Source organism: Anabaena sp. FACHB-595, assembly GCF_048568275.1.
Classification (GTDB): Bacteria; Cyanobacteriota; Cyanobacteriia; order Cyanobacteriales; family Nostocaceae; genus Trichormus.
Genome location: NZ_CP183473.1, coordinates 1,859,467 through 1,881,747, shown reverse-complemented (window position 1 = coordinate 1,881,747; position 22,281 = coordinate 1,859,467). Strand labels below are relative to the sequence as shown.

Here is a 22,281-nt window from a genome sequence, read left to right as displayed (position 1 = left end):
AGGTTTCCCCCTGCCTCTTCCGGTCAAACAGTTAAGGAAATATTGCATCTGGCGGGGAAATTTTGTATAAAGTGCCGGCTTCCGCTATCTTAAGTTTTGAGATAATAAATTGCGCTTAACATGACTTCGCTTTTCCCACACCAAAAAGCCAAAGCCTTAAAACCCAATAGCCGTCGTCCTGCTAAGGAACTATGCAGTGAGTGCGGGCTGTGCGATACATACTATATTCATTATGTCAAGGAAGCCTGTGCTTTTATTACCCAGCAGATAGATACACTCGAAGAACAGGCACACCAGCGATCGCGCAATCTCGATAATCCTGATGAACTCTACTTTGGTGTTCATCAAGACATGATTGCAGCAAAGAAACAGCAACCAATCGCAGGCGCACAATGGACTGGTATTGTTAGCAGTATTGCCATAGAAATGCTGAATCATGGTTTAGTGGAAGGCGTTGTCTGCGTCCAAAACAGTAAAGAAGACCGCTTCCAGCCCATGCCTGTGATTGCCCGCACCCCAGAAGAAATACTAGCAGCGCGGGTAAATAAACCAACACTTTCCCCAAACCTTTCCATATTGGAACAAGTCGAAAAATCTGGGATGAAGCGACTGTTAGTCATTGGTGTTGGTTGCCAAATTCAGGCCTTACGTGCTGTAGAAAAAAAATTGGGTTTAGAAAAGCTCTATGTTTTAGGTACACCTTGCGTAGATAACGTTACCCGCGCCGGACTGCAAAAATTCTTAGAAACCACCAGTCGCTCACCTGAGACAGTCGTACACTATGAGTTCATGCAGGATTTCCGCATTCACTTCAAGCATGAAGATGGCTCAATTGAGAAAGTACCCTTCTTTGGCTTGAAGACCAACCAACTCAAAGATGTCTTTGCTCCTTCCTGCATGAGTTGTTTTGATTACGTCAACTCTCTAGCCGATTTAGTTGTTGGTTACATGGGCGCACCCTTCGGCTGGCAGTGGATTCTTGTCAGAAATGATACAGGGAAAGAAATGCTGGACTTGGTACAAAACCAGTTAGATACTCAGCCTGTGATGTCCGAAGGAAATCGACAAGAGGCTGTACAACAGGGAATATCCGCCTACGACAAAGGTGTGACACTTCCCATGTGGGTGGCAAAAATTATGGGTGTGGTGATCGATAAGATTGGCCCTAAAGGGTTGGAGTATGCGCGGTTCTCCATTGATTCCCACTTTACCCGCAATTATTTGTTTGTAAAGCGGAATCATCCTGAGAAGTTAGCAGCTCATGTGCCGGAGTTTGCCAAGCGCATCGTGGGGCAGTATAAGTTACCGGAGTGACCACCTTCAAGCCTCTCCCACAGCGTCGATCGCCGCCTCTAGGGCGATCGCCACATGACTCCAATGAGTCCCCCCCTGGCAATACACCACATAAGGCTCACGTAAAGGCCCATCCGCCGAAAATTCCAAAGTACTCCCCTCAATAAATGTCCCCCCAGCCATCACCACCTGGCTCTCATACCCCGGCATATCATCGGGAATGGGGTCAAGGTAAGAACCCACAGGTGAATTCTGTTGTACAGCCTTACAGAAGGCAATCAGCTTCTGCGCCGAACCCAATTTAATCGCCTGAATCACATCCCCACGGGGCGCAAGGGGTGCAGGATTGACTGGATAACCAAGTTTGTCAAATACATAACCAGTCAGGTGAGTTCCCTTCATCGCCTCACCCACCATCTGGGGCGACAAAAACAACCCTTGGAATAACAGGCGATTTTGGTCAAATGTCGCCCCACCGTAACTACCAATACCAGGAGCAGTCAGGCGACAAGCGGCTGCTTCTACTAAGTCAGCCCGTCCAGCTACATAACCACCAGCCGTCACAATCGTCCCACCAGGATTTTTAATCAAAGAACCAGCCATTAAATCAGCACCAACATGGGTAGGTTCCTGGGTTTCGATAAATTCACCGTAGCAGTTATCCACAAAGCAAACAGTGTGAGGATTTTGCTGTTTGACTAAATTAACAACTTTTTCAATATCGGCAATGGATAAGCTAGGCCGCCAGGAATAACCACAAGAACGCTGAATTAAAACTAAGCGAGTGTGATCAGTAATACTAGTACTTAAAGTTTGCCAATCGATAGATCCTTGGGAAGTTAACTCCAATTGGCGGTATTTTATGCCAAACTCAATAAGGGAGCCTTGACCTTGACCCCGTAAACCAATAACTTCTTCGAGCGTATCGTAGGGGGAACCAACCACTGCTAACATTTCATCACCAGGCCGGAGTACACCAAACAGGGCGCAAGCGATCGCGTGAGTTCCCGAAACAAACTGCACCCGCACCGCCGCAGCTTCAGCACCCATTACTTCGGCAAAAACTTTGTCTAAAGTTTCTCGACCTAAATCATCGTGACCATAACCACTTACACCAGCAAAGTGGTGCGCTCCTACACGCTGATTACGAAAGGCTTCCAGCACTCTTTTCAGATTTTGCTTGACCTGAGCGTCAATTCCAGAAAAAATCTCTAACAGTGCCTGTTCTGCTTGCCGCAGCTGTTCCAAGCTGTTCATTACTTCCTCGTTAACAAAAAAACTATAAATATGCGAATTGCGGAATCGCACAGACTAGGCTGAACAATTTTAATTCGAGTTACTGCATGACAATTGCTACTTCAACTAAACCTCAAATCAACTGGGTAAATACCCTATTTTTCCTTGGGCTACACATCGGCGCTTTGTTTGCCTTTATCCCTAGTAACTTCAGCTGGGCGGCAGTTGGTGTGGCTTTATTGCTTTACTGGATCACTGGTGGTTTGGGTATTACCTTAGGCTTTCATCGCCTTGTTACCCACCGCAGTTTTCAGACTCCCAAGTGGTTGGAATATTTTCTAGTGCTTTGCGGGACTCTCGCTTGTCAAGGAGGGCCAATCGAGTGGGTCGGTACACATCGCATTCATCATTTACATTCCGATACTGATCCAGATCCCCATGATTCTAATAAAGGTTTCTGGTGGAGCCATATTGGTTGGCTAATTTATCACTCTCCCTCCCACGCTGATGTTCCTCGGTTCACCAAAGATATTGCCGAAGACCCAGTCTATCAGTTTTTACAGAAATATTTCATTTTTATCCAGATTGCTCTGGGGTTGTTGCTGTTATATCTAGGCGGGTGGTCTTTTGTGGTCTGGGGAGTTTTCTTTCGCATCGTTTGGGTTTACCACTGTACTTGGTTGGTAAACAGCGCTACCCATAAGTTTGGCTACCGCACCTATGATGCTGGTGACAGATCCACTAACTGTTGGTGGGTAGCTGTCCTAGTGTTTGGTGAAGGTTGGCACAACAACCACCACGCTTTTCAATATTCAGCTCGTCACGGGTTGGAATGGTGGGAAGTTGATCTGACTTGGATGACAGTGCAATTGCTGCAAATACTCGGTTTAGCAACTAATGTCAAACTAGCAGACAAAAAGCAGTAATTAGTTTATTATGTGTCATTAGTTATTTGTCTAAAAAATGACTAATGACTTAGTAATTTTTTCGCAACCAAATATCTACTCGTTAGTTCTCAAATAGCTTCTGGAAATTAGTTACAGGTGCGCTTGGCTAGCTGAAGTTGCTATGATGCAGAACGTTAATTCTCAAGTACTTTGCGGCAAGTTACTTTTGTGGTGGCTTGGTAGAGGGTTTTGTTGTTATTCAGGTTTTCATGACTACATCAATCATCAAAAATCAGGAAATAAAAAATAAGCTTAGTAATCCCGAACTAAGGCTCAAAGATATTATTAAAACTCTGCCAAAGGAATGTTTTCAGCAGAACCGTCGCAAAGCGTGGACACAAGCACTACTTAGTGTTGTGATGGTGGGTTTAGGTTACTGGAGTTTGGCGATCGCACCTTGGTTTCTGTTACCCATTGCCTGGATTTTTACAGGTACAGCCTTAACAGGTTTTTTTGTGATTGGTCACGATTGTGGACACCGTTCATTTGCCAAACGTCGTTGGGTAAATGACTTGGTAGGGCATATATTTATGATGCCGTTAATATATCCCTTTCACAGTTGGCGGATTAAGCATAATCATCACCACAAACACACCAACAAGTTAGACGAAGATAATGCTTGGCATCCTATCAGACCAGAAGTTTTTGCCAGTTGGGGTAAAACTCGTCAGTCTGCCTTTAAGTTGTTTATGCGTCAAAGGCTTTGGTGGGTAGGCTCAGTTGGACATTGGGCTGTTGTGCATTTCGATTGGCGGAAATTCAAAGTTAAAGACCAAGCTGATGTGAAACTTTCTGTTGCTGTAGTAGTTTTATTTGCCGCAGTTGCTTTTCCCACCCTCATCGCTACAACTGGTATTTGGGGATTTGTAAAATTTTGGTTTGTGCCTTGGCTTGGTTATCATTTTTGGATGAGTACCTTCACCATTGTTCACCACACATATCCAGATGTTCCTTTTGAAGCAGAGAACAAATGGCATGAAGCTATGGCACAGTTATTTGGGACTATTCATTGTGATTATCCCAAATGGGTAGAAGTGTTGTGTCACGATATTAACGTCCACGTTCCTCATCACCTTTCTACAGCTATTCCTTCTTATAATTTGCGGCTAGCTTACAGCAGCATTCAAGAAAATTGGGGTGATTATCTACATGATGAACTTCGCTTTTCTTGGTCTTTAATGAAGCTCATTACTGACGAATGTCAACTGTATCAAACTGATGTTGGCTATCAGCCTTTTAAAGATTATTACGCAGGACGATAGGTTTTTTAGCCAGTACTATTAGCTAGTAGGATGCTTACTTAAAACCCTCATGGCAAAAAATAATTTATGATTCTGTAAATTCAATAAATTTTGGCAGTTCACTATTTACTGATGATTAATATGTGAATTGCCAGAAATTTTTGAATAACAATTCAGAAATCATAAATAATAACCCACACATTAAAATCCTATTGCTGGATGTGGCGTGCTTACCTGGGTCATTATCCATTAATGGATTCTCAATTCTGTCTTTTCATCTCTTGAACACTTCTTTGGATGTGTGAGAGCTATCTTCGCAGACATCGCCGAATCATAGTTACTCATTCCTACTTCCAGTAAAGTCCGATTTATATCCCACAACAGAATCAAGTGCAATCAACTACAATCCCCTCCGATAATTCTCCTAGCTTTGGCCAATCAGAGAATACCACTACACTGCCATTTACTCTTCAGGATTTAAAAGCGGCTATTCCGGCTGAGTGTTTTCAACCCAATGTCAGCAAATCACTATTCTACTTTTTTCGTGATGTTCTGATTGTCGGTTTGTTATACGCAGTCGCCCATTACCTAGATTCTTGGTATTTTTGGCCAATTTTCTGGTTAATCCAAGGAACGATGTTTTGGGCTTTGTTTGTGGTTGGACATGACTGCGGACACCAATCTTTTTCTAAGCATAAATGGCTCAATGATTTAATTGGGCATCTGACTCACACCTTCATATTAGTCCCTTATCACGGTTGGCGTATTAGTCACAGAACTCATCATAAAAATACTGGCAATATCGATAATGATGAAAGCTGGTATCCTGTGACTCAATCGCAATACAAGGAAATGCCATTAGGGCAAAAGATAGGCCGTTATTACGTATTTCTACTGGCTTATCCAGTGTATTTGTTTAAGCGTTCTCCTAATAAGGAAGGCTCTCATTTTTTACCTAGTAGCTCTCTTTTCAAGCCATCAGAAAAATGGGATGTTATCACCAGTACCGTACTGTGGAGTTGTATGGTTGGTTTGTTAGGTTTCCTAACTTATCAATGGGGCTGGATGTGGTTGTTAAAATACTATGCTGCACCATACATAGTGTTTGTAATTTGGCTTGATTTAGTCACATTCCTACACCACACTGAAGCTGATCTTCCCTGGTATCGTGGCGAAGATTGGACTTTCCTAAAAGGTGCAATTTCCAGTATTGACCGCAATTATGGTTTAGTCAATCACATCCATCATGATATTGGTACTCATGTAGCACACCACATTTTCTTGAATATTCCTCACTATAATTTGCTGAAGGCTACCGAGGCAATTAAACCAGTCATGGGTGAGTATTACCGCAAGTCAGAAGAACCTATTTGGAAGTCATTGTGGCGTTCTTGCGTGAGTTGCCATTTTGTCCCCGATACAGGCGGGAAAGTTTACTACACTTCTAACAATCAAGTAGTGAATAAGTAGATCAAAAAACTTAATATCATGTTCGTCTGAACCCTAATAATATTTGCGGCATTTGATCATCGTTGATATGTAAGTAAGAGTAGAAATTACCTATTAGCTATTATCACTCAAACCAAACATATTATAAGTAATGACCCGAACTTGATATAGGATGTTGACTACGTTGTGCTGTAAGCACCATATTTTCTGAACTTGAATCCATAAAATAAAGGCAAAAGAATTACTTCTTTTGCCTTTTTAATTTAGATGATAACTGTTAGACTTTAGTCTTCGTAATCGTCATCGTCTTCGTCATCATCCTCGTAATCATCATCTACTTCATCGTCTACTTCCACTTCCGCTTCTACGAGGTCATGGATTTCATCAGCAATCAACTCATCATCATCGAGAATTGAGCGACGGTTATTAAATCCAGTTTCCGCAAGACCGGGAGAATCTAAATTGTAGGCGCGAGCTGTACGGTCATCTAATACCATATCTAGAGGATCATCGGTTTCATCCAAGACACTGGTGGTTTCCAGCGTGGAATAATCTTCCAGCATCCCAGGTTCATCATAGGTATTGTAACCAGTTCCCGCCGGGATCAATCGCCCAATAATCACGTTTTCTTTCAAACCACGCAACCAGTCGGATTTACCCTCAATAGCTGCTTCGGTCAGAACCCGTGTTGTTTCTTGGAAGGATGCGGCAGAAATGAAACTGTCTGTATTCAACGATGCTTTAGTAATACCTAACAATACTGGAGTATATTGCGCTCTCGCTCCGCCAGTAATTGCCATTGCTTCATTCACCTGCTCGACTTGGCGCAATTCTACCAACTCACCAGGAAGCATAGTGGTGTCACCACCATCATCAATCCGCACTTTGTTGGTCATCTGGCGCACAATCACTTCAATGTGTTTGTCGGCGATGTCAATACCTTGGGATTGATACACCATCTGCACTTCATTCACGAGGAATGTTTGCACTTTTTGTAAGGCGTGGCTAGCACAAGCATAAACCCCGTCTTCCGAACCTAGACTGAAGAATACTTCCAGAATTTCGTGGGGATTGGAAGGCCCATCACTCAATGGTTGTCCGGCTGGTACAACGGAACCATCGGGCATGGCTAAGTTTTGCCCAGGGCCAAGAGGATAATCGGTGACTACCCCATTGGATTCTATAACTTTGATGGCGATCGCTTCATCACCATCACCGTACACTACCTTAACCTCCCCACCCCGTTTTGCTAAAATACAAGCTTCTTTGGGTTTCCGGGCTTCTAGTAGTTCTTCAATCCGAGGCAAACCTTGAATGATGTCTCCAGTTTTTGCCCGTTCAAACACTAGCAGCACTAAGTTATCACCCCGTTGCACCAAGTCGCCATCTTCTATTTGCAATACTGCACCAGGGCTGACTCGATAAGGACGACCAGCACGGATAGTCACGGCATAGTTCTGAGTGCTAAGGGCTGCGTCTTGAGTGGTGGTGCTTTCACCCGCATTTTTCACCCCTACAATTTGCCCAGATTCTTCGGCAAAGATACCAGGGGCAAGTTCTGTACCTGCGACGATTAAATCACCGGCTTTGACTTTGGGCTTGGCACTGATATTTAGTGTTGCCATGTCGCTATGACGCAGCACTAAACAACGACGCACTGCTTCGCTTCCTTTCTGCACTCCCCTGACAATCCCACCTTCTTTAGACAAGATTTGGGTACGTGCAACTACGGAACCGGGAACAATTGTGTCTCCGTCTTTTACCTCCAGGCTAGTTTGGGTACTGCCTTGGGTAGCATCGGCGGCGATGTCACGACGCAAAACTAAGGATTCCAAAATTACTAGCTGTAAGCGCTGAACATCTGCATCCTCAAGGTCAGGTATTAATTCAATATCTGCCGCTAGAGGAGAAGCATTATGTTCTTGTTCACCTTCCTGCTCAATTTCCAATACTAATTGGGTACGCAGGAGTTCCACACCTTCCACCGACTTGACGCGTTCTGAATCTTTGTAAGGCAGTCTTTGTACTGCCCGCATTTGAATCGAACGTCCTGTTTGTTGGCTAACAGATGTAGTAGATGGTACATCAGGGTTACTGGGTACAGCGAATTCCACCACTGGACGGCTCAACAGTGCTGGGCCTTCCGGCGATTCTACATACTGGATGTAACGCAGTTCTGTGGCGACTTGCCCTAATAGTTCTTCACCAGGTTGTAACAGGGTATTATCTCGCCCAATTACTGCTTCTGGATCATCTACCATGAGCAGTTCTCCTGGCTTCACTACCACTTCCCGGAGAATGTCATTTTTCTGGGTAACTTCTACCACACCACTGTTTTGGCAGAAGATGTCTTTAACAACTTCTGTACCAGCTTCGACATACTGTCCGTCTTCTACCAACAGCAAGGAGATGTCTTTGTTAACTTCGTGGGTTTCTTCGGGAATCCACAACAGTGTACCGCCCTGTACCACTTCATAACCAAGCTTGGCTTTACCTTTCTTTTGGACTTCTACACCCGCGAATTTCAGGAAACCACCGGTGGTTGTGCGATAGCGGTCATCAATTAACTCAGCGACAACTTGACCATTCTGCACTTTTGTGCCTGGGGTTGCCCGCAGGTTAAATACTTGGTTGTTACCGGTGGTAATTAAGTAGTTGTTACGACCTTGGGAACTCTGGACGGTGACTGTTGCTTGGTCTAAGACCACAGAAGCAGTAATGATTTCAATTTCTCTAGTACTCTTACCAGGGGTAGCTTCTGGTAAACGTACCACACCACCATGTATAGTAGTTAACTTAGTCTCTGCCAGTACACCGTTAGTTTCGACGCGATCGCCATTTTTCACTACCAATTCTGCACCTGGTGGCAAGTTATACACTTCCCCAGAGAGAATCCAAATCAAACCACCTCTGGCGGCTGTGGTAGTAGTGTTACCTTGACGGTCGGTTTTTTGTTCGGGAACAACTTCGGCAAACTTCACTTCTCCGGCTAAGTCAGAGGCCACATCTTTTACGGCTTTTTCTGTATTAGTCCGGGTGGTACGACCACCGAGGGCAACTTCTGCTAGTAATTGACCTTTTTTGACCTGTTGTCCATCAACGATATAGATTGTGGAACCTTGGGTCACATGAATTTCTTGAGGTGCTGGGGTTTCTGAACCTTCCTTGCGTGGTTCCAGAATCATAATCCCGTTGCTTTCTACAAACAAGGCATCTTCCCCGTGGCGGGTGCGATGGGTTCTTGTCCGCAGTTTCCGGGGTAGCTTGATAGTTCCATCCATTTTGGAACGGACTTGTTGTGCTACTTCCCCAGTAAACACACCACCAGTGTGGAATGTTCTCATGGTGAGCTGGGTTCCGGGTTCCCCAATACTTTGAGCCGCGATAATCCCGACAGCTTCGCCTAAATCTACCATTTTGGCGTGAGCCAAACTCCAGCCATAGCAGTGCTGGCATACAGAACGGGCAGCTTCACAGGTAAGAGGCGATCGCACCACAACTTCTGCCACCCCAGCTTTTTCTATTTCTTTGGCTAAGTCATCAGAAATGGGGGTATTGCGTGGGGCAATCACTTCTTTTGTTTTGGGATGGATCACATCTTCTCCCACCACCCGTCCTAGCAAGCGTGTAGATAGCTTGATCAAGGTTTTGCTACCTTCGGTCATCGGTCGGACGGGAATCCCTCTGGTCGTCCCGCAATCAATTTCCCGAATGATTACATCCTGGGATACGTCTACCAAACGACGGGTCAGATAACCAGAGTCGGCGGTACGCAACGCTGTATCTACTAACCCTTTTCTCGCACCGTAAGACGAAATAATATATTCTGTAACCGTCAGACCTTCGCGGAAGTTAGTTTTGATGGGTAAGTCAATAATTTCCCCTTGAGGATCTGCCATCAATCCCCGCATCCCCACCAACTGACGCACCTGGGAGATATTACCCCGTGCGCCAGAGAACGCCATCATGTACACGGAGTTGAGTGGGTTGGTCTGTTTGAAGTGAGTAACCACCTCGTCCTTGAGAGCTTCACTCGTACCGTTCCAGGTATCAATTACCTTTTGGAAACGTTCTACTTCCGTAATTTCTCCCCGTTGGTAACGGACTTCAGTAGCGCGAATTTCCTCTTCGGCAGCCTCCAAAAGACTCCGTTTGCTAGGTGGTACCATCAAGTCATCAACACTGATGGAAACCCCGGCTCTGGTAGCATAGCGAAAGCCTAAATCCTTCAACTTATCCGCCATCACTGCGGTACGCGCCGTTCCATAATGGGTAAACGCCCAAGAAATCAAATTTCTCAGTTGACCTTTGTCAACGACGCGATTGCGAAAAATCATCTTTTCGTTAGTCATTAGTCATTAGTCCTTTGTCGTTGGTCATTAGTCATTAGCCATTAGTGAATAGTCCCTAGTTATTGCGATTAACTATGGACTATTCACTTTGGACTCTTAACTAACTGGCAAGTGCTTCTTGAATCGCTTTATTGTAAATAACGCGACCTGGAGTGGTGTATATATACTGAGAAATTACATTTCCCTGAGCGTCTTCCCTGACTCGGCGGTACTTATATAGTACAGTCCGGCTACCATCTTCGTTAGTTGTCACCTTCACAGGTTCTGTATCTGGTTGGTCAGATTCTACATCACCATCAAACCGCACGTAGACATAAGCGTGTAAGTCAATTTGCTCTTGCTGGAAGGCCATAATCACGTCATCCAGAGAAGCAAAATACTTACCCGCACCTTTGGTAGCACCTGGGTTTTCCGCAGTTAGGTAATAAGCCCCCAATACCATGTCTTGGCTAGGTGTGATAATTGGTCTACCTGTAGCTGGTGAGAGGATATTGTTGGAAGCAAGCATTAACAACCTTGCTTCTGCCTGGCTTTCCAAGGATAGGGGGACGTGTACTGCCATTTGGTCGCCGTCAAAGTCAGCGTTAAATGCAGGACACACCAAGGGGTGGAGTTGAATGGCTCGACCTTCCACCAAAATTGGTTCAAAAGCCTGAATACCCAAACGGTGTAGGGTAGGCGCACGGTTAAGCATGACTGGGTGTCCTTCAATCACTTCTTCCAGGACATCCCAAACACTGGGGTCATTGCGAGAGATTAACTTTTTCGCAGCTTTGATGTTATTCACCATGCCACTGCGAATCAGACGATTAATGACAAATGGCTGGAATAGTTCAATTGCCATTTCTCTGGGCAAGCCGCACTGGTGAATTTTCAGCTTTGGCCCGACCACAATTACAGAACGTCCAGAGTAGTCAACCCGTTTACCTAACAAGTTTTGCCGGAAACGTCCTTGCTTACCTTCAATAATGTCTGATAAAGATTTTAGGGGTCGGTTGTTTGCCCCAACCACAGTACGTCCCCGACGACCGTTGTCAATCAAAGCGTCTACTGCTTCTTGCAGCATCCGCTTTTCGTTCCGCACGATAATTTCCGGTGCAAGAATCTCTTGCAGTCGTGCCAAACGATTATTCCGGTTAATTACCCGACGATATAAATCATTCAAGTCACTGGTAGCAAACCGTCCACCATCTAACTGCACCATTGGGCGCAAATCTGGAGGGATTACAGGAATCACTGTCATCACCATCCACTCTGGCTTAGAACCGGTAGCGATGAAGTTATCAATTACCCGCAGGCGCTTAATAAGTTTTGCTCGTTTTTGTCCTTTAGCACTGCCAATTTCTTCCCGTAGACTTTCCGCTTCTTGCTCTAAATTAATATCAGCCAGCAAGCGCAACAGTGCTTCAGCACCGATACCTACCTCTACACCTTGCAATTGAGAATCTTCACTATAGATTTGGTCTTCAATTTCTAACCATTGATCTTCACTCAGTAGCTGCTTGTAGGTTAGGGTTTCGGCATTACCGGGACTGAGAACAACATAAGAGTTGAAATAGACAATCTGCTCCACATCCCGCAAAGGCATATCTAGCAGAATAGAAATATAGCTAGGAATCCCTTTGAGATACCAAACGTGGGCTACTGGGGCAGCGAGTTTAATGTACCCCATGCGGTGACGGCGTACCCGTGACTCGGTAACTTCCACGCCACAACGCTCACAGACAATGCCTCTATGGCGGACTCTCTTATACTTACCGCAATGGCATTCCCAATCTTTCGCGGGGCCAAAAATGCGCTCACAAAATAAGCCATCCATTTCAGGCTTGAGAGTCCGGTAATTAATCGTTTCTGGTTTGGTGACTTCACCTACGACCTGACCATTAGGTAATGTACGCTCACCCCATTGGCGAATACGTTCTGGTGATGCCAAGCCGATTTTAACGTAGTCAAACTGATTAGTTTGGGCGGGTCTCATACTTAAGTGCTGAGTTCTGAGTAAAGTATTCAGTTAAAAGTTATGAATCAAGAAATTTGTCAGGTATGAGTACTGAGTTTTTATCCTCAGCACTCGGCAGGGGCTAAATACCCCGCTAGCGCTAACAGTCATCTCTATTCATCATCGTCCAAGGATTCGCGGGATAGCGATTCGTAGGTTGGTCGGGGTGGTGTACGGCGAGCTAATTGGTCTGCCATTAAATCGACTTCGACATCCAGGGAACTACCATCAGCTTGGGTTTCTACTTTATGTACAGCAATGTCTAACCCCAAGGATTGCAGCTCTCGCATCAATACCTTGAAGGATTCTGGTGTTCCCGGTCGAGGAATAGCCTTGCCTTTAACGATCGCATTTAATGCTTCGTTCCGTCCCTGCATATCGTCTGATTTCACAGTTAGCAGTTCCTGCAAGGTATAAGCTGCACCGAAGGCTTCCAATGCCCAGACTTCCATTTCCCCGAAGCGCTGACCACCTTGTTGGGCTTTTCCACCCAATGGTTGCTGAGTCACCAAGGAGTAAGGGCCTGTAGAACGGGCGTGAATCTTATCGTCTACTAGGTGTACGAGTTTCAGCATATAAGCTACGCCGATAGTTACTGGTCGGTCAAAAGCTTCCCCTGTACGACCGTCGTACACCATGATTTTCCCAGGGTCATCTGGGTTATACACCCAATCTTTACCTGTTTCATCCCTTGCTTCTTGTAATTTGCCATGCACGATGCGGCGAGATGACTCTTCCCCATACATTTCATCGAAGGGAGTAATCTTAAACCTGACACCCAAGGTATGACCAGCCCAACCCAATAGACACTCAAATACTTGTCCCACGTTCATCCGGCTGGGTACACCAAGGGGATTGAGGACAATATCCACAGGGGAGCCATCGGGTAAGTAAGGCATATCTTCTATGGGCAATATGCGGGAAATAATCCCTTTATTACCGTGGCGACCTGCCATTTTGTCCCCGACTTGGATTTTCCGCTTTTGGGCTACATACACCCGGACTACCATGTTTGCTCCTGGTGGTAGTTCGTCCCCTTGTTCACGGGTAAACAAGCGCACGTCCACGACACGTCCTTTCTCTCCGTTGGGTACACGGAGGGAATTATCTCTCACATCCCGTGCTTTTTCCCCGAAAATCGCCCGTAGTAGCTTTTCTTCTGGTGGCTGATCGGACTCACCTTTTGGTGTAACTTTTCCTACCAATATGTCTCCAGCTTCCACCCAAGCCCCAATCCGAATAATTCCCTGTTCATCTAACTGACGTAGGGCATCTTCCCCGACGTTGGGAATTTCTCTGGTGATTTCTTCTGGGCCTAGTTTTGTCTGGCGGGCCTCAATTTCATATTTTTCGATGTGAATTGAGGTGTAAATATCATCTTGTACCAGTCGTTCGGAAATTAAAATTGCGTCTTCGTAGTTATAGCCTTCCCAAGGCATATAAGCGACGACGATATTTTGTCCGAGTGCCAATTCCCCGCCTTCCGTGGAGGAGCCATCAGCTAGCACCTGACCAGCAACTACACGCTCACCAATCCGTACTAGGGGTTTTTGGTTGAGGCAGGTATCTTGGTTGGAACGCTGATACTTGGATACGGTATAGCGAATTTCTTGTCCCTTCTGACTTGTCAGTTGTCCGTTGTCAGTACTTTTGCCACTAGCTGTGGGTAGTTGCCCACTAACTCGGACACGTATTTCCGTGGCATCCACGTAGACAACATCTCCATCAGTACGGGAGACAATCACCATCCCTGAGTCTCTCGCACCTTGAGCTTCTAAGCCTGTTCCCACCAAAGGACGCTCTGGTTTCAGTAGAGGTACAGCTTGCCGTTGCATATTGGAACCCATGAGGGCGCGGTTAGCGTCATCATGTTCCAAGAAGGGAATCATACTGGTAGCTACAGAGACAATCTGTACTGGCGATACGGCTACATAGTCTACTTGTTCCGGCGTTGTGGTGGAGAATTCCTGACGATAGCGGACTGGTACTTGGGGACCAATAATGTAGCCATTTTCGTCTACGGGAATATCGCCTGGTGCTACCCGCAGGTCGTCTTCTTCATCGGCGGTCATGTAAGCGGCGGGTTGGTCAAATCTCACCCGACCATTTTCCACCGGTCTGAATGGAGTTTCTAAGAAGCCATACTGGTTAACACGGGCGTGGGTCGCCAAGGAACCAATTAGACCAGCGTTTGGCCCTTCTGGTGTCTCAATGGGACAAATCCGTCCGTAGTGGGAGGGGTGAATATCGCGCACAGCAAAGCCTGCCCGTTCTCTGGTTAAACCACCAGGGCCAAGGGCTGACAGACGGCGTTTGTGGGTCAGTTCTGCCAAAGGATTAGTTTGATCCATGAACTGACTCAATTGGCTGGAGCCAAAGAATTCTTTGATGGCGGCTACCAATGGTTTCGGGTTAACCAAGGATGCTGGTGTTAATACTTCTGCGTCAGAGACGGTCATCCGTTCCCGAATAATTCTTTCTAGGCGGTTTAAGCCTACTCTGACTTGGTTTTGCAACAATTCACCGACGCTTCTTACCCGACGGTTACCTAAGTGGTCGATGTCGTCAATACTACCGATGTCATACTCTAGGTTGATCAGGTAATCGACGGCTGCCAGAATATCGCCAGAGGTGAGGACGCGTACTGTGTCAGGAACTGATAAGCGCAATTTTTTGTTAAGTTTGTATCTACCGACTCGACCCAAATCATAACGTTTGGGGTCAAAGAAGCGGGAGTCTAACAATTGTTGCCCGCCCAGTACGGTTGGTGGTTCACCGGGTCGCAGTTTACGATATAACTCCATCAGAGCTTCTTCTTCGGAAAACTGCCCTTCTTTTTCGATGGTTTTCTGGAAGTACTCTGGGTGGCGCAGAGCATCAAAGATTTCGTTATCTGATAAGCCTAGAGCTTTTAAAAGTACTTGGGCTGAAAGTTTGCGGGTTTTATCTATGCGTACCCACACCAAATCATTCCGGTCGGTTTCAAATTTCAGCCATGCTCCCCGGTTGGGGATGAGACTGGCTGAATATGTGCGGCGACCGTTTTTATCGATTTCTGATTTGTAATAAACTCCAGGCGATCGCACAATTTGATTGACAATTACCCGTTCGGCTCCGTTAATAATAAACGTGCCGCGATCGGTCATCAAAGGTAGATCCCCGATAAATACTTCTTGTTCTTTGATGTCCCCTGTTTCTTTATTCAACAGGCGGGTAGGAACATACATTTGTACAGCATAAGTACTGTCACGGCGTTTTGCTTCTTCAACGCTGTACTTCGGCTCCTTAAGTTTGTAATTATGTCCTAAAAAATGCAGTTCTAATTTGCCTGTATAGTCTGTAATAGGACTAAAGGAGTTAAGTTCTTCGATCAGCCCTTCTTCTAAAAACCAGCGAAAGCTTGAACGCTGGATTTCAATCAAGTCGGGCAACAGAAAGGCGGGTTCAATATAATTTTCGCTAATCATGCCTCTACCTTTGTCAACCTGGTTAAATTTTTTAGATGACACTACAGTTAGTGTCATTAGCCGTTTGGGAACTTCTCCTGTATGCTCACCTGATTATTTACAGGCAATGGCAAACGCAGCAATTGAAGCTGGAGAGTGCGATTTTGACAAGAGGGGTAATAACCCCCAATTGCCAGTCAAGAGTATCCCTATCAAGCTACGCAGCCGATTTCCCAACAGCAGTTGTTTGTAATATTTTGGAATTTGATCTGTTTTCCTCACTTCCCCTCCCAAAAGCGCGTTAATTCGCGTGACGCAGCTCTAACCTTTTGTCTTACCGATATACCTTTTATACTCGTGGTGGTATCTCGAAATAAAGGAAATTAGCTGCATTATGGAGGTTTTGATTCAAAACGGCCTGATTTTGCTGGGTTTTAATCACAAGGCAATTTCTTTTAACAATTTTCTATAGGTTCAATTACAGGCGTTGTGTAGCCAAGGTTTATCTCAATTTGGGTTGAGATTATCCGCTTGTAGAGGTAGGAGGATGGTCAAGTTGATAACTTTACAAAATCACGTTTAGGAGTTATTAGTTCCTTCCTTCATCATTATGACGCACACAAAATGTTTTGGAGGGATTAATCTTAGCATATTTTTGTCCTCCTAGCGGTTTATTTATTTTGACTGAGAGCTAAGGGAAAAAGGGATCGGGGATTGGGTAGCGGGGAATGGGGAAGAATCAATTCAGAATTTAAGAATTTTTCTCCCTACACTCTGCCTTGTTTCTACTTAGTGAGTTTTATAACACCAGACCGAATAATTCACAGGCATTTTGGGCAGTTTGAGCAGAAATTACCTCTAGTGTTTCTCCACGTAACGCGGCTACTTGTTCGGCTACATGGCGTACATAAGCAGGCTCATTCCGCTTTTCTCCGCGTTTGGGAACCGGTGATAAAAAAGGGCAGTCTGTTTCAATCAGTAGGCGATCGCTTTTTACCATTGCAGCTGAGGCTTGAATACTCTTGGCGCTTTTGAACGTAACTGTACCGCTAAAGCTAATATAAAAGCCTAAATCGAGAAACCACTGGGTTTCTTCCGGCGTTCCGCCCCAACAGTGCATGACACCCCGAATTTTAGCGCCTGTACGCTCCTGCCATGTTTGCAAGACTTCTCTTACCGCCACCGCCGCATCCCGACAGTGAATAATTACTGGTAAGTTAAGTTGGGAGGCGATCGCTAATTGTGCCTCAAATACCATGCGCTGTTGCTCATCGTTATCGGCTTTATAGAAATCCAGCCCCGTCTCGCCAATTGCCACTACCTTAGAATCGGAACGAGCTAAAGATAAGATTTGCTCGCCTGTGTCACTTTGCCATTTATCCGCATCTAAAGGATGCAGGCCTACAGCAAAACTTAGTTCGGGAAATTGGTGAGCGATGGCTTGAATACTAGGAAACTCCTCCGGTTCAACACAGGAATGAACTAAATGCACAACTCCTGCTTCTTGCCAACGCGATCGCACCTCTGCCAAATCTGGCTGGAAGGTGTCAAAATTTAGGTGTACGTGGGTATCAATTAGCTGCATTTTTGTTAGTTGTCAGTTGTCAGTTATTGGTCGTCAGTAGTAAAAAAATAACTGACAACTAGCCACTGACAACTGACCATTATGCTGTTTGCTCGATGGGTTTGAGTTTGCTGGCAAGTCTAGACTTTTTCCTAGCCCCATTGTTGGGATGGAGTATGCCCCGTTTGACTGCTTTGTCGATTCTGCTGTAAGCCGCAGCTAGGCGTGTTTGCGCTTCCTGTTTTGATTCTGGAGTAGGATTAGCCGCATAGGCTTGTACAGCGCTGAGGTAATTTTTCATCAGCGTCTTAACTGATGATTTGTAGGTTTTGTTACGTACCCGATTGCGTTCTGCTATTTGGGCGCGTTTAAGGGCAGACTTATTATTGGCCACAGTCGATTCCAAAAAGAAAATTATATGTACACACACTACTAGACTTACTAATATAGCATCTGTGTTGCCAATGTGAAAATTTAGGAAAATTTTTTCAGTCAGGTTTTTTCTGAAGCTCAGTAAGCATATATGGGTAACAAAATCAACAATAAGATCACTAGTGTGTGCTAAACCGAAGAAAACAGTTTAAAATAAGGTACTCTAATCAAAAAATATCCATTCTCAAATTCTGCCAAACTTAGTCAAGTAGTAAGAACACCAGTTGTTTAGTTCGTTACCAAAATGAATTTAGTTTCATGAAAAACGGCAATGGTTAATCACCTGGAGTAGCGGTATAAACACCATTACATATCTATGCTACGACCAAGACTAGTTGCTAAAAGATAAACATAAGTAAAAATTATCTTCAGGGCCTGTTTTTCCTAATTAATTACACGAGAACTAGATGTGCCTCAGCGCAATCTTTCGACTCAGAAATTTCCGGGAAGAGGTTTAAGGGAATGAGGGATTGGCGCTCCTATTCCCTGCCGTAGTCAATAAAAGGCGATCGGACTGAGAAATTTAGTTGCCTCCCCAAGTAAATCAGGTGCTGGATACCTTGGGGGAGTATCAAAAAAATCCAGGTTAAGCTAGAAGAGAGAATTAGATAAGGCTTGGCATCCTTTGGGGTAAAAAGTAGAAATAATTCTCAAGCGGGTATATTCTAAATTTTGGCATTGTCCTTACTCCATGCTGCGAATCATTACTCAGCAGGCAGATGTTAAAGCAGAACTGCAAAGAATCTGCGATCGCACTCACGACGAACAGGTGCTTCACAAGGAAGCAACTGTGCGTGAAGTGTTGCAAGCAGTGAAACGCCAAGGCGACAAAGCTGTTTTGCATTACACAGACGAATTTGACAATCAAATTCTCAAGGCTGAAGAGTTGCGCGTTACAGGTTCAGAACTGGACGCAGCTTACCAACAGGTATCCCAGGAACTGCTGGAGGCGATTCAGCTAGCTAGCCGCCAAATTGAAGCTTTTCATCGTCAGCGAGTCCCCAAAAGCTGGGTACACTTTGGCGATGATGATATTGTCCTGGGCAAACGCTACACTCCCATAGACCGTGCGGGTTTGTACGTTCCTGGTGGTCGTGCTGCTTACGTCAGTACAGTGCTGATGAACGCAATTCCGGCGAGGGTGGCGGGTGTACCGCGTATAGTGATTGCGACACCACCAGGCGCACAGAAAGCGATTAATCCCGCAGTGTTAGTAGCAGCTCAAGAAGTTGGGGTGCAAGAAATTTATCGGGTAGGGGGGGGCGCAAGCGATCGCTGCTTTGGCCTATGGTACAGAGACAATCCCCAAGGTGGATGTGATTACGGGGCCTGGTAACATCTATGTCACCTTGGCGAAAAAACTAGTTTACGGCAATGTGGGGATCGATTCCTTAGCAGGTCCTAGTGAAGTGCTGATTATTGCCGACGAAGGGGCAAATCCTGTCCATGTAGCCACTGATATGCTGGCACAAGCGGAACATGACCCAATGGCTGCGGCAATTTTGTTTACCACAGACCCAGCTTTGGCAAAGAATGTCCAAGTAGCGGTGGAAAGACAATTGGTAGATCATCCACGGCGGATAGATACCGAAAAAGCGATCGCTCATTACGGTTTAATCGTGCTGGTAGAATCCCTAGATGCAGCAGCAGAACTCTCGAATGAATTTGCACCAGAACACCTAGAGTTAGAAGTTAAAGATCCTTGGGCTGTATTACCTAACATTCGCCATGCAGGAGCTATATTCCTCGGTTATTCCACACCAGAAGCCGTAGGAGATTATCTAGCAGGCCCCAACCATACCCTACCTACATCTGGTGCTGCCCGTTATGCCTCTGCCTTAAGTGTAGAAACTTTCCTCAAACATTCCAGTATTATTCAGTATTCCCAAACTGCGCTCAACAAGGTAGCTGGAGCCATTGACGCTTTAGCCACAGCCGAGGGCTTACCCTCTCACGCTGACTCAGTGAAGCGGCGAATTCAGCAAGATGAATGATGAGGAATGTTTAATTTTTTCCTATACTTTTGGCAAAAGTTACTCAGTGGTTGCAAACTGAGACTCTGGCCAGCTGTCGCCTCAAGGACAAAAAGCTTCGCATAGCGAAGACTCCACCATACAAACTTAGACCTAATGTGAGGCATTGTTGAGGTGTAGCTGCCAGTAGCTTGGTCTATCTACTTATATCAGGGGTCTACTCTGGAGGAGGCAACAGCAGTGGTAAAAAATGTTTTGGTAGCGCTAGATGGTTCAGAAATTGCCCCAAGAGTAGTTGAGGTATTAGATGAATTAGTGTTGTCACCAGACGGCACAGTAGTTTTGTGTCATGTGTTTCCTACAGCAGATTCAGAGATGGAATTACCTGCTGACCTTCCCCACCCAGAATCTACTACAGGTTCTTATTTTCAAATTGAAAAACAATTGCAATATTATCAAGACAACTTATCGGTTAAAACCGAATTAGAACTGGTGACAGGAAACCCAGCCGAAGAGATTATTCGTTTATCTAATATTTATCAAACCGACTTAATTATTATTGGTAGTCGCGGCTTAACTGGCATGAAACGCATTGTGTCAGGTTCTGTCAGCAATCAAGTAGTGGAAGAAGCTAATTGCTCAGTCTTGGTAGTCAAGCCCAAGTGAGGTTAGAGGTTAAAGTAGAGTTAAAGTCGGCTTTTCCCTACTTCCCACTTATATAAGCCAGTGGAGTTTGTTGGTACAGAATCTATCCAATCTCCAACTTTTCCAGAGTTGAGATTAACCGTTGAGCAAGTTTTATCTACTGAGTATTAGAAGTTTTTATTTTTCTTGAGTTGTTAAAAACTGGCGCAAACTTAATAAACTCAAGGTTTGTCCCAAGTTCAAGGGTAAAAGTGACACCCCTTCTAAACGCGACTGTACCCAACCGTCTCCCCAGTACCATTCATGAAAACCATCGATACCACCACTGAGTAGCAAGCGCAGACAGTTGGGTTTGGCTACATCTACTCGATGATGAATGGCTACCGGCCCAGCCCAGGTTGTAAACTGCAATCCTGTGTGTAGTTCATCTGGTGTTCCTGGCGCAAAGCGTTGTCCCATCAGCCATTTTTCTAGTTGTACCGGACGCAGCAAACTATCATGAATGGCGTTTGCTGATGCTACAATTTCGATTCGCAGTTGGCTTTGTTGAAAATTACCTAGCATTTGTAAAAGCGGGATGAATATGGGTTTCTATAGCCATCCTAAATCACAGATCAACAACTTGATTACCTATTACCAATTACCAAAGCCGCTCATCATAAAACATCTTTAACTGTGGATGCTTGCGTAAGTTCTGTATAAGTTAAGTTTTGTTATAATAGGATAATTATTTTTGTGCCTCTAGCTTAACAGCCAGAGCATTTGTTAAGAAATTATTATTGGTAAGGTTCTTCATGGCGGATCAATTAATTCGCGCCACAGCAGCCGATGGCGGAATTCGTGCAGTGGGTGTGATTACCACACGGTTGACGGAAGAAGCACGGCAGCGTCACAAGCTTTCTTATGTGGCTACGGCTGCTCTGGGACGGACGATGGCGGCTGGCTTGCTAATGGCTTCTGGCATGAAACGAGTTGGTTCTAGGGTAAACGTCCGGGTGAAGGGTGATGGGCCTTTGGCTGGGATTTTGGTAGATGCTGGTTTGGATGGGACGGTGCGCGGTTATGTAGGCAATCCACATATAGAATTGCCTCCCAATGCCAAGGGTAAATTAGATGTGGGTGGCGCGGTAGGAAATGGTTATCTCTATGTTGTCAGAGATATTGGTTATGGCTACCCTTACTCTAGTACGGTAGAACTGGTTTCTGGTGAAATTGGTGATGATGTGGCTCATTACCTCGTGACTTCTGAGCAAACACCTTCGGCGTTGATGTTAGGGGTGTTTGTTGGGGCTAGTGGTGTAACGGCGGCTGGCGGTTTGCTGGTACAGGTGTTGCCGAAAGCGGCTAGAGATGAAGCTTTAGTGGCAAAACTAGAATCGCGGGTGGGGGCTTTGTCAGGGTTTACGCCGTTGTTGCAAGCAGGTAAAACTTTGCCGGAAATTTTTCATGATTTGCTGGGTGATATGGGGCTGACGATTTTTCCCGAAAGCCAAATACTGCGCTTCCATTGCGGTTGCTCATTTGATCGCGTGTTAGGAGCATTAAAGATGTTGGGAGAAGCCGAATTACAAGATATGATTGTTAAAGATGATGGAGCTGAAGCAACTTGCGATTTTTGTGGCAGGGTTTATCAAGCAAGCAGTGAGCATCTCGCTCAATTAATTGTGGATTTGCAAACTGAGTCTTCTGTGTCGGGTTAATGTA

General features: G+C 45.2%; 14 protein-coding genes and 1 pseudogene. 8 read left to right on the top strand and 7 right to left on the bottom strand.

Annotated features, from left to right (window positions below):
- Positions 1-120 precede the first annotated feature (120 nt).
- Entirely contained in the window at positions 121-1,314 is a 1,194-nt protein-coding gene (locus tag ACN222_RS07960) for a Coenzyme F420 hydrogenase/dehydrogenase, beta subunit C-terminal domain (RefSeq protein WP_010995770.1), read from the top strand.
- A 6-nt stretch (positions 1,315-1,320) separates the two neighbouring features.
- Here ACN222_RS07960 and ACN222_RS07955 read toward each other — a convergent pair whose 3' ends face one another.
- The gene (locus tag ACN222_RS07955; protein WP_044521006.1) at positions 1,321-2,550 is read right to left on the bottom strand and encodes an aminotransferase class I/II-fold pyridoxal phosphate-dependent enzyme; all 1,230 of its coding nucleotides are present in this window, start codon (positions 2,548-2,550) and stop codon (positions 1,321-1,323) included.
- A gap of 86 nt (positions 2,551-2,636) precedes the next feature.
- Between ACN222_RS07955 and ACN222_RS07950 the strand changes: the two genes are divergently transcribed.
- From ACN222_RS07950 to ACN222_RS07940, 3 genes are all read left to right on the top strand, one after another.
- On the top strand, positions 2,637-3,455 hold the full coding sequence (locus ACN222_RS07950) for an acyl-CoA desaturase (protein ID WP_010995768.1): 819 nt from the start codon (positions 2,637-2,639) through the stop codon (positions 3,453-3,455).
- A 230-nt stretch (positions 3,456-3,685) separates the two neighbouring features.
- Positions 3,686-4,738: a fatty acid desaturase gene (locus ACN222_RS07945; protein WP_010995767.1), complete on the top strand. Its 1,053-nt coding sequence runs from the start codon at positions 3,686-3,688 to the stop codon at positions 4,736-4,738.
- 369 nt (positions 4,739-5,107) lie between these two features.
- Positions 5,108-6,187: a fatty acid desaturase gene (locus ACN222_RS07940; protein WP_010995766.1), complete on the top strand. Its 1,080-nt coding sequence runs from the start codon at positions 5,108-5,110 to the stop codon at positions 6,185-6,187.
- 263 nt (positions 6,188-6,450) lie between these two features.
- On the opposite strand, the gene ACN222_RS07935 is transcribed toward ACN222_RS07940, so the two are convergent.
- The 3 genes from ACN222_RS07935 to rpoB all read right to left on the bottom strand — a co-directional run bounded on the left by ACN222_RS07935 (position 6,451) and on the right by rpoB (position 15,984).
- Positions 6,451-10,518 carry a DNA-directed RNA polymerase subunit beta'' gene (locus ACN222_RS07935; protein WP_044521003.1) on the bottom strand — a complete coding sequence of 1,356 codons (4,068 nt, stop codon included), beginning with the start codon at positions 10,516-10,518 and terminating at the stop codon, positions 6,451-6,453.
- A gap of 100 nt (positions 10,519-10,618) precedes the next feature.
- Positions 10,619-12,496, bottom strand: a complete 1,878-nt coding sequence (locus ACN222_RS07930; RefSeq protein ID WP_010995764.1) for a DNA-directed RNA polymerase subunit gamma — start codon at positions 12,494-12,496, stop codon at positions 10,619-10,621.
- Between the two features lie 134 nt (positions 12,497-12,630).
- On the bottom strand, positions 12,631-15,984 hold the full coding sequence (gene rpoB / locus ACN222_RS07925) for a DNA-directed RNA polymerase subunit beta (protein ID WP_044521002.1): 3,354 nt from the start codon (positions 15,982-15,984) through the stop codon (positions 12,631-12,633).
- Here rpoB and ACN222_RS07920 point away from each other — a divergent pair.
- Positions 15,983-16,216: a hypothetical protein gene (locus ACN222_RS07920; protein ID WP_044521001.1), complete on the top strand. Its 234-nt coding sequence runs from the start codon at positions 15,983-15,985 to the stop codon at positions 16,214-16,216. The genes rpoB and ACN222_RS07920 overlap by 2 nt on opposite strands.
- A gap of 546 nt (positions 16,217-16,762) precedes the next feature.
- Here ACN222_RS07920 and ACN222_RS07915 read toward each other — a convergent pair.
- Both ACN222_RS07915 and rpsT read right to left on the bottom strand, forming a co-directional pair.
- Positions 16,763-17,548 carry a TatD family hydrolase gene (locus tag ACN222_RS07915; RefSeq protein ID WP_010995762.1) on the bottom strand — a complete coding sequence of 262 codons (786 nt, stop codon included), beginning with the start codon at positions 17,546-17,548 and terminating at the stop codon, positions 16,763-16,765.
- A gap of 79 nt (positions 17,549-17,627) precedes the next feature.
- Positions 17,628-17,921 carry a 30S ribosomal protein S20 gene (gene rpsT, locus ACN222_RS07910; RefSeq protein ID WP_010995761.1) on the bottom strand — a complete coding sequence of 98 codons (294 nt, stop codon included), beginning with the start codon at positions 17,919-17,921 and terminating at the stop codon, positions 17,628-17,630.
- Between the two features lie 729 nt (positions 17,922-18,650).
- Here rpsT and hisD point away from each other — a divergent pair.
- A pseudogene (gene hisD, locus ACN222_RS07905) lies at positions 18,651-19,953 on the top strand (histidinol dehydrogenase).
- Between the two features lie 219 nt (positions 19,954-20,172).
- The gene (locus tag ACN222_RS07900) at positions 20,173-20,598 is read left to right on the top strand and encodes a universal stress protein (RefSeq protein WP_010995759.1); all 426 of its coding nucleotides are present in this window, start codon (positions 20,173-20,175) and stop codon (positions 20,596-20,598) included.
- A 156-nt stretch (positions 20,599-20,754) separates the two neighbouring features.
- Here ACN222_RS07900 and ACN222_RS07895 read toward each other — a convergent pair whose 3' ends face one another.
- Positions 20,755-21,141: a hypothetical protein gene (locus ACN222_RS07895; RefSeq protein WP_010995758.1), complete on the bottom strand. Its 387-nt coding sequence runs from the start codon at positions 21,139-21,141 to the stop codon at positions 20,755-20,757.
- A gap of 230 nt (positions 21,142-21,371) precedes the next feature.
- Here ACN222_RS07895 and hslO point away from each other — a divergent pair, with 230 nt between their 5' ends.
- On the top strand, positions 21,372-22,277 hold the full coding sequence (gene hslO, locus ACN222_RS07890) for an Hsp33 family molecular chaperone HslO (RefSeq protein WP_010995757.1): 906 nt from the start codon (positions 21,372-21,374) through the stop codon (positions 22,275-22,277).
- The last annotated feature ends 4 nt before the right edge of the window (positions 22,278-22,281 follow it).

Bases quoted from the DNA above. Each gene is read 5' to 3' on its own strand.
- ACN222_RS07915 (WP_010995762.1), bottom strand. From the start codon at position 17,548: ATGCAGCTAATTGATACCCACGTACACCTAAATTTTGACACCTTCCAG.
- ACN222_RS07930 (WP_010995764.1), bottom strand. From the start codon at position 12,496: ATGAGACCCGCCCAAACTAATCAGTTTGACTACGTTAAAATCGGCTTG.
- ACN222_RS07950 (WP_010995768.1), top strand. From the start codon at position 2,637: ATGACAATTGCTACTTCAACTAAACCTCAAATCAACTGGGTAAATACC.
- ACN222_RS07960 (WP_010995770.1), top strand. From the start codon at position 121: ATGACTTCGCTTTTCCCACACCAAAAAGCCAAAGCCTTAAAACCCAAT.
- ACN222_RS07945 (WP_010995767.1), top strand. From the start codon at position 3,686: ATGACTACATCAATCATCAAAAATCAGGAAATAAAAAATAAGCTTAGT.
- hslO (WP_010995757.1), top strand. From the start codon at position 21,372: ATGGCGGATCAATTAATTCGCGCCACAGCAGCCGATGGCGGAATTCGT.
- ACN222_RS07920 (WP_044521001.1), top strand. From the start codon at position 15,983: ATGCCTCTACCTTTGTCAACCTGGTTAAATTTTTTAGATGACACTACA.
- ACN222_RS07935 (WP_044521003.1), bottom strand. From the start codon at position 10,518: ATGACTAACGAAAAGATGATTTTTCGCAATCGCGTCGTTGACAAAGGT.
- rpoB (WP_044521002.1), bottom strand. From the start codon at position 15,984: ATGATTAGCGAAAATTATATTGAACCCGCCTTTCTGTTGCCCGACTTG.
- ACN222_RS07895 (WP_010995758.1), bottom strand. From the start codon at position 21,141: ATGCTAGGTAATTTTCAACAAAGCCAACTGCGAATCGAAATTGTAGCA.
- ACN222_RS07955 (WP_044521006.1), bottom strand. From the start codon at position 2,550: ATGAACAGCTTGGAACAGCTGCGGCAAGCAGAACAGGCACTGTTAGAG.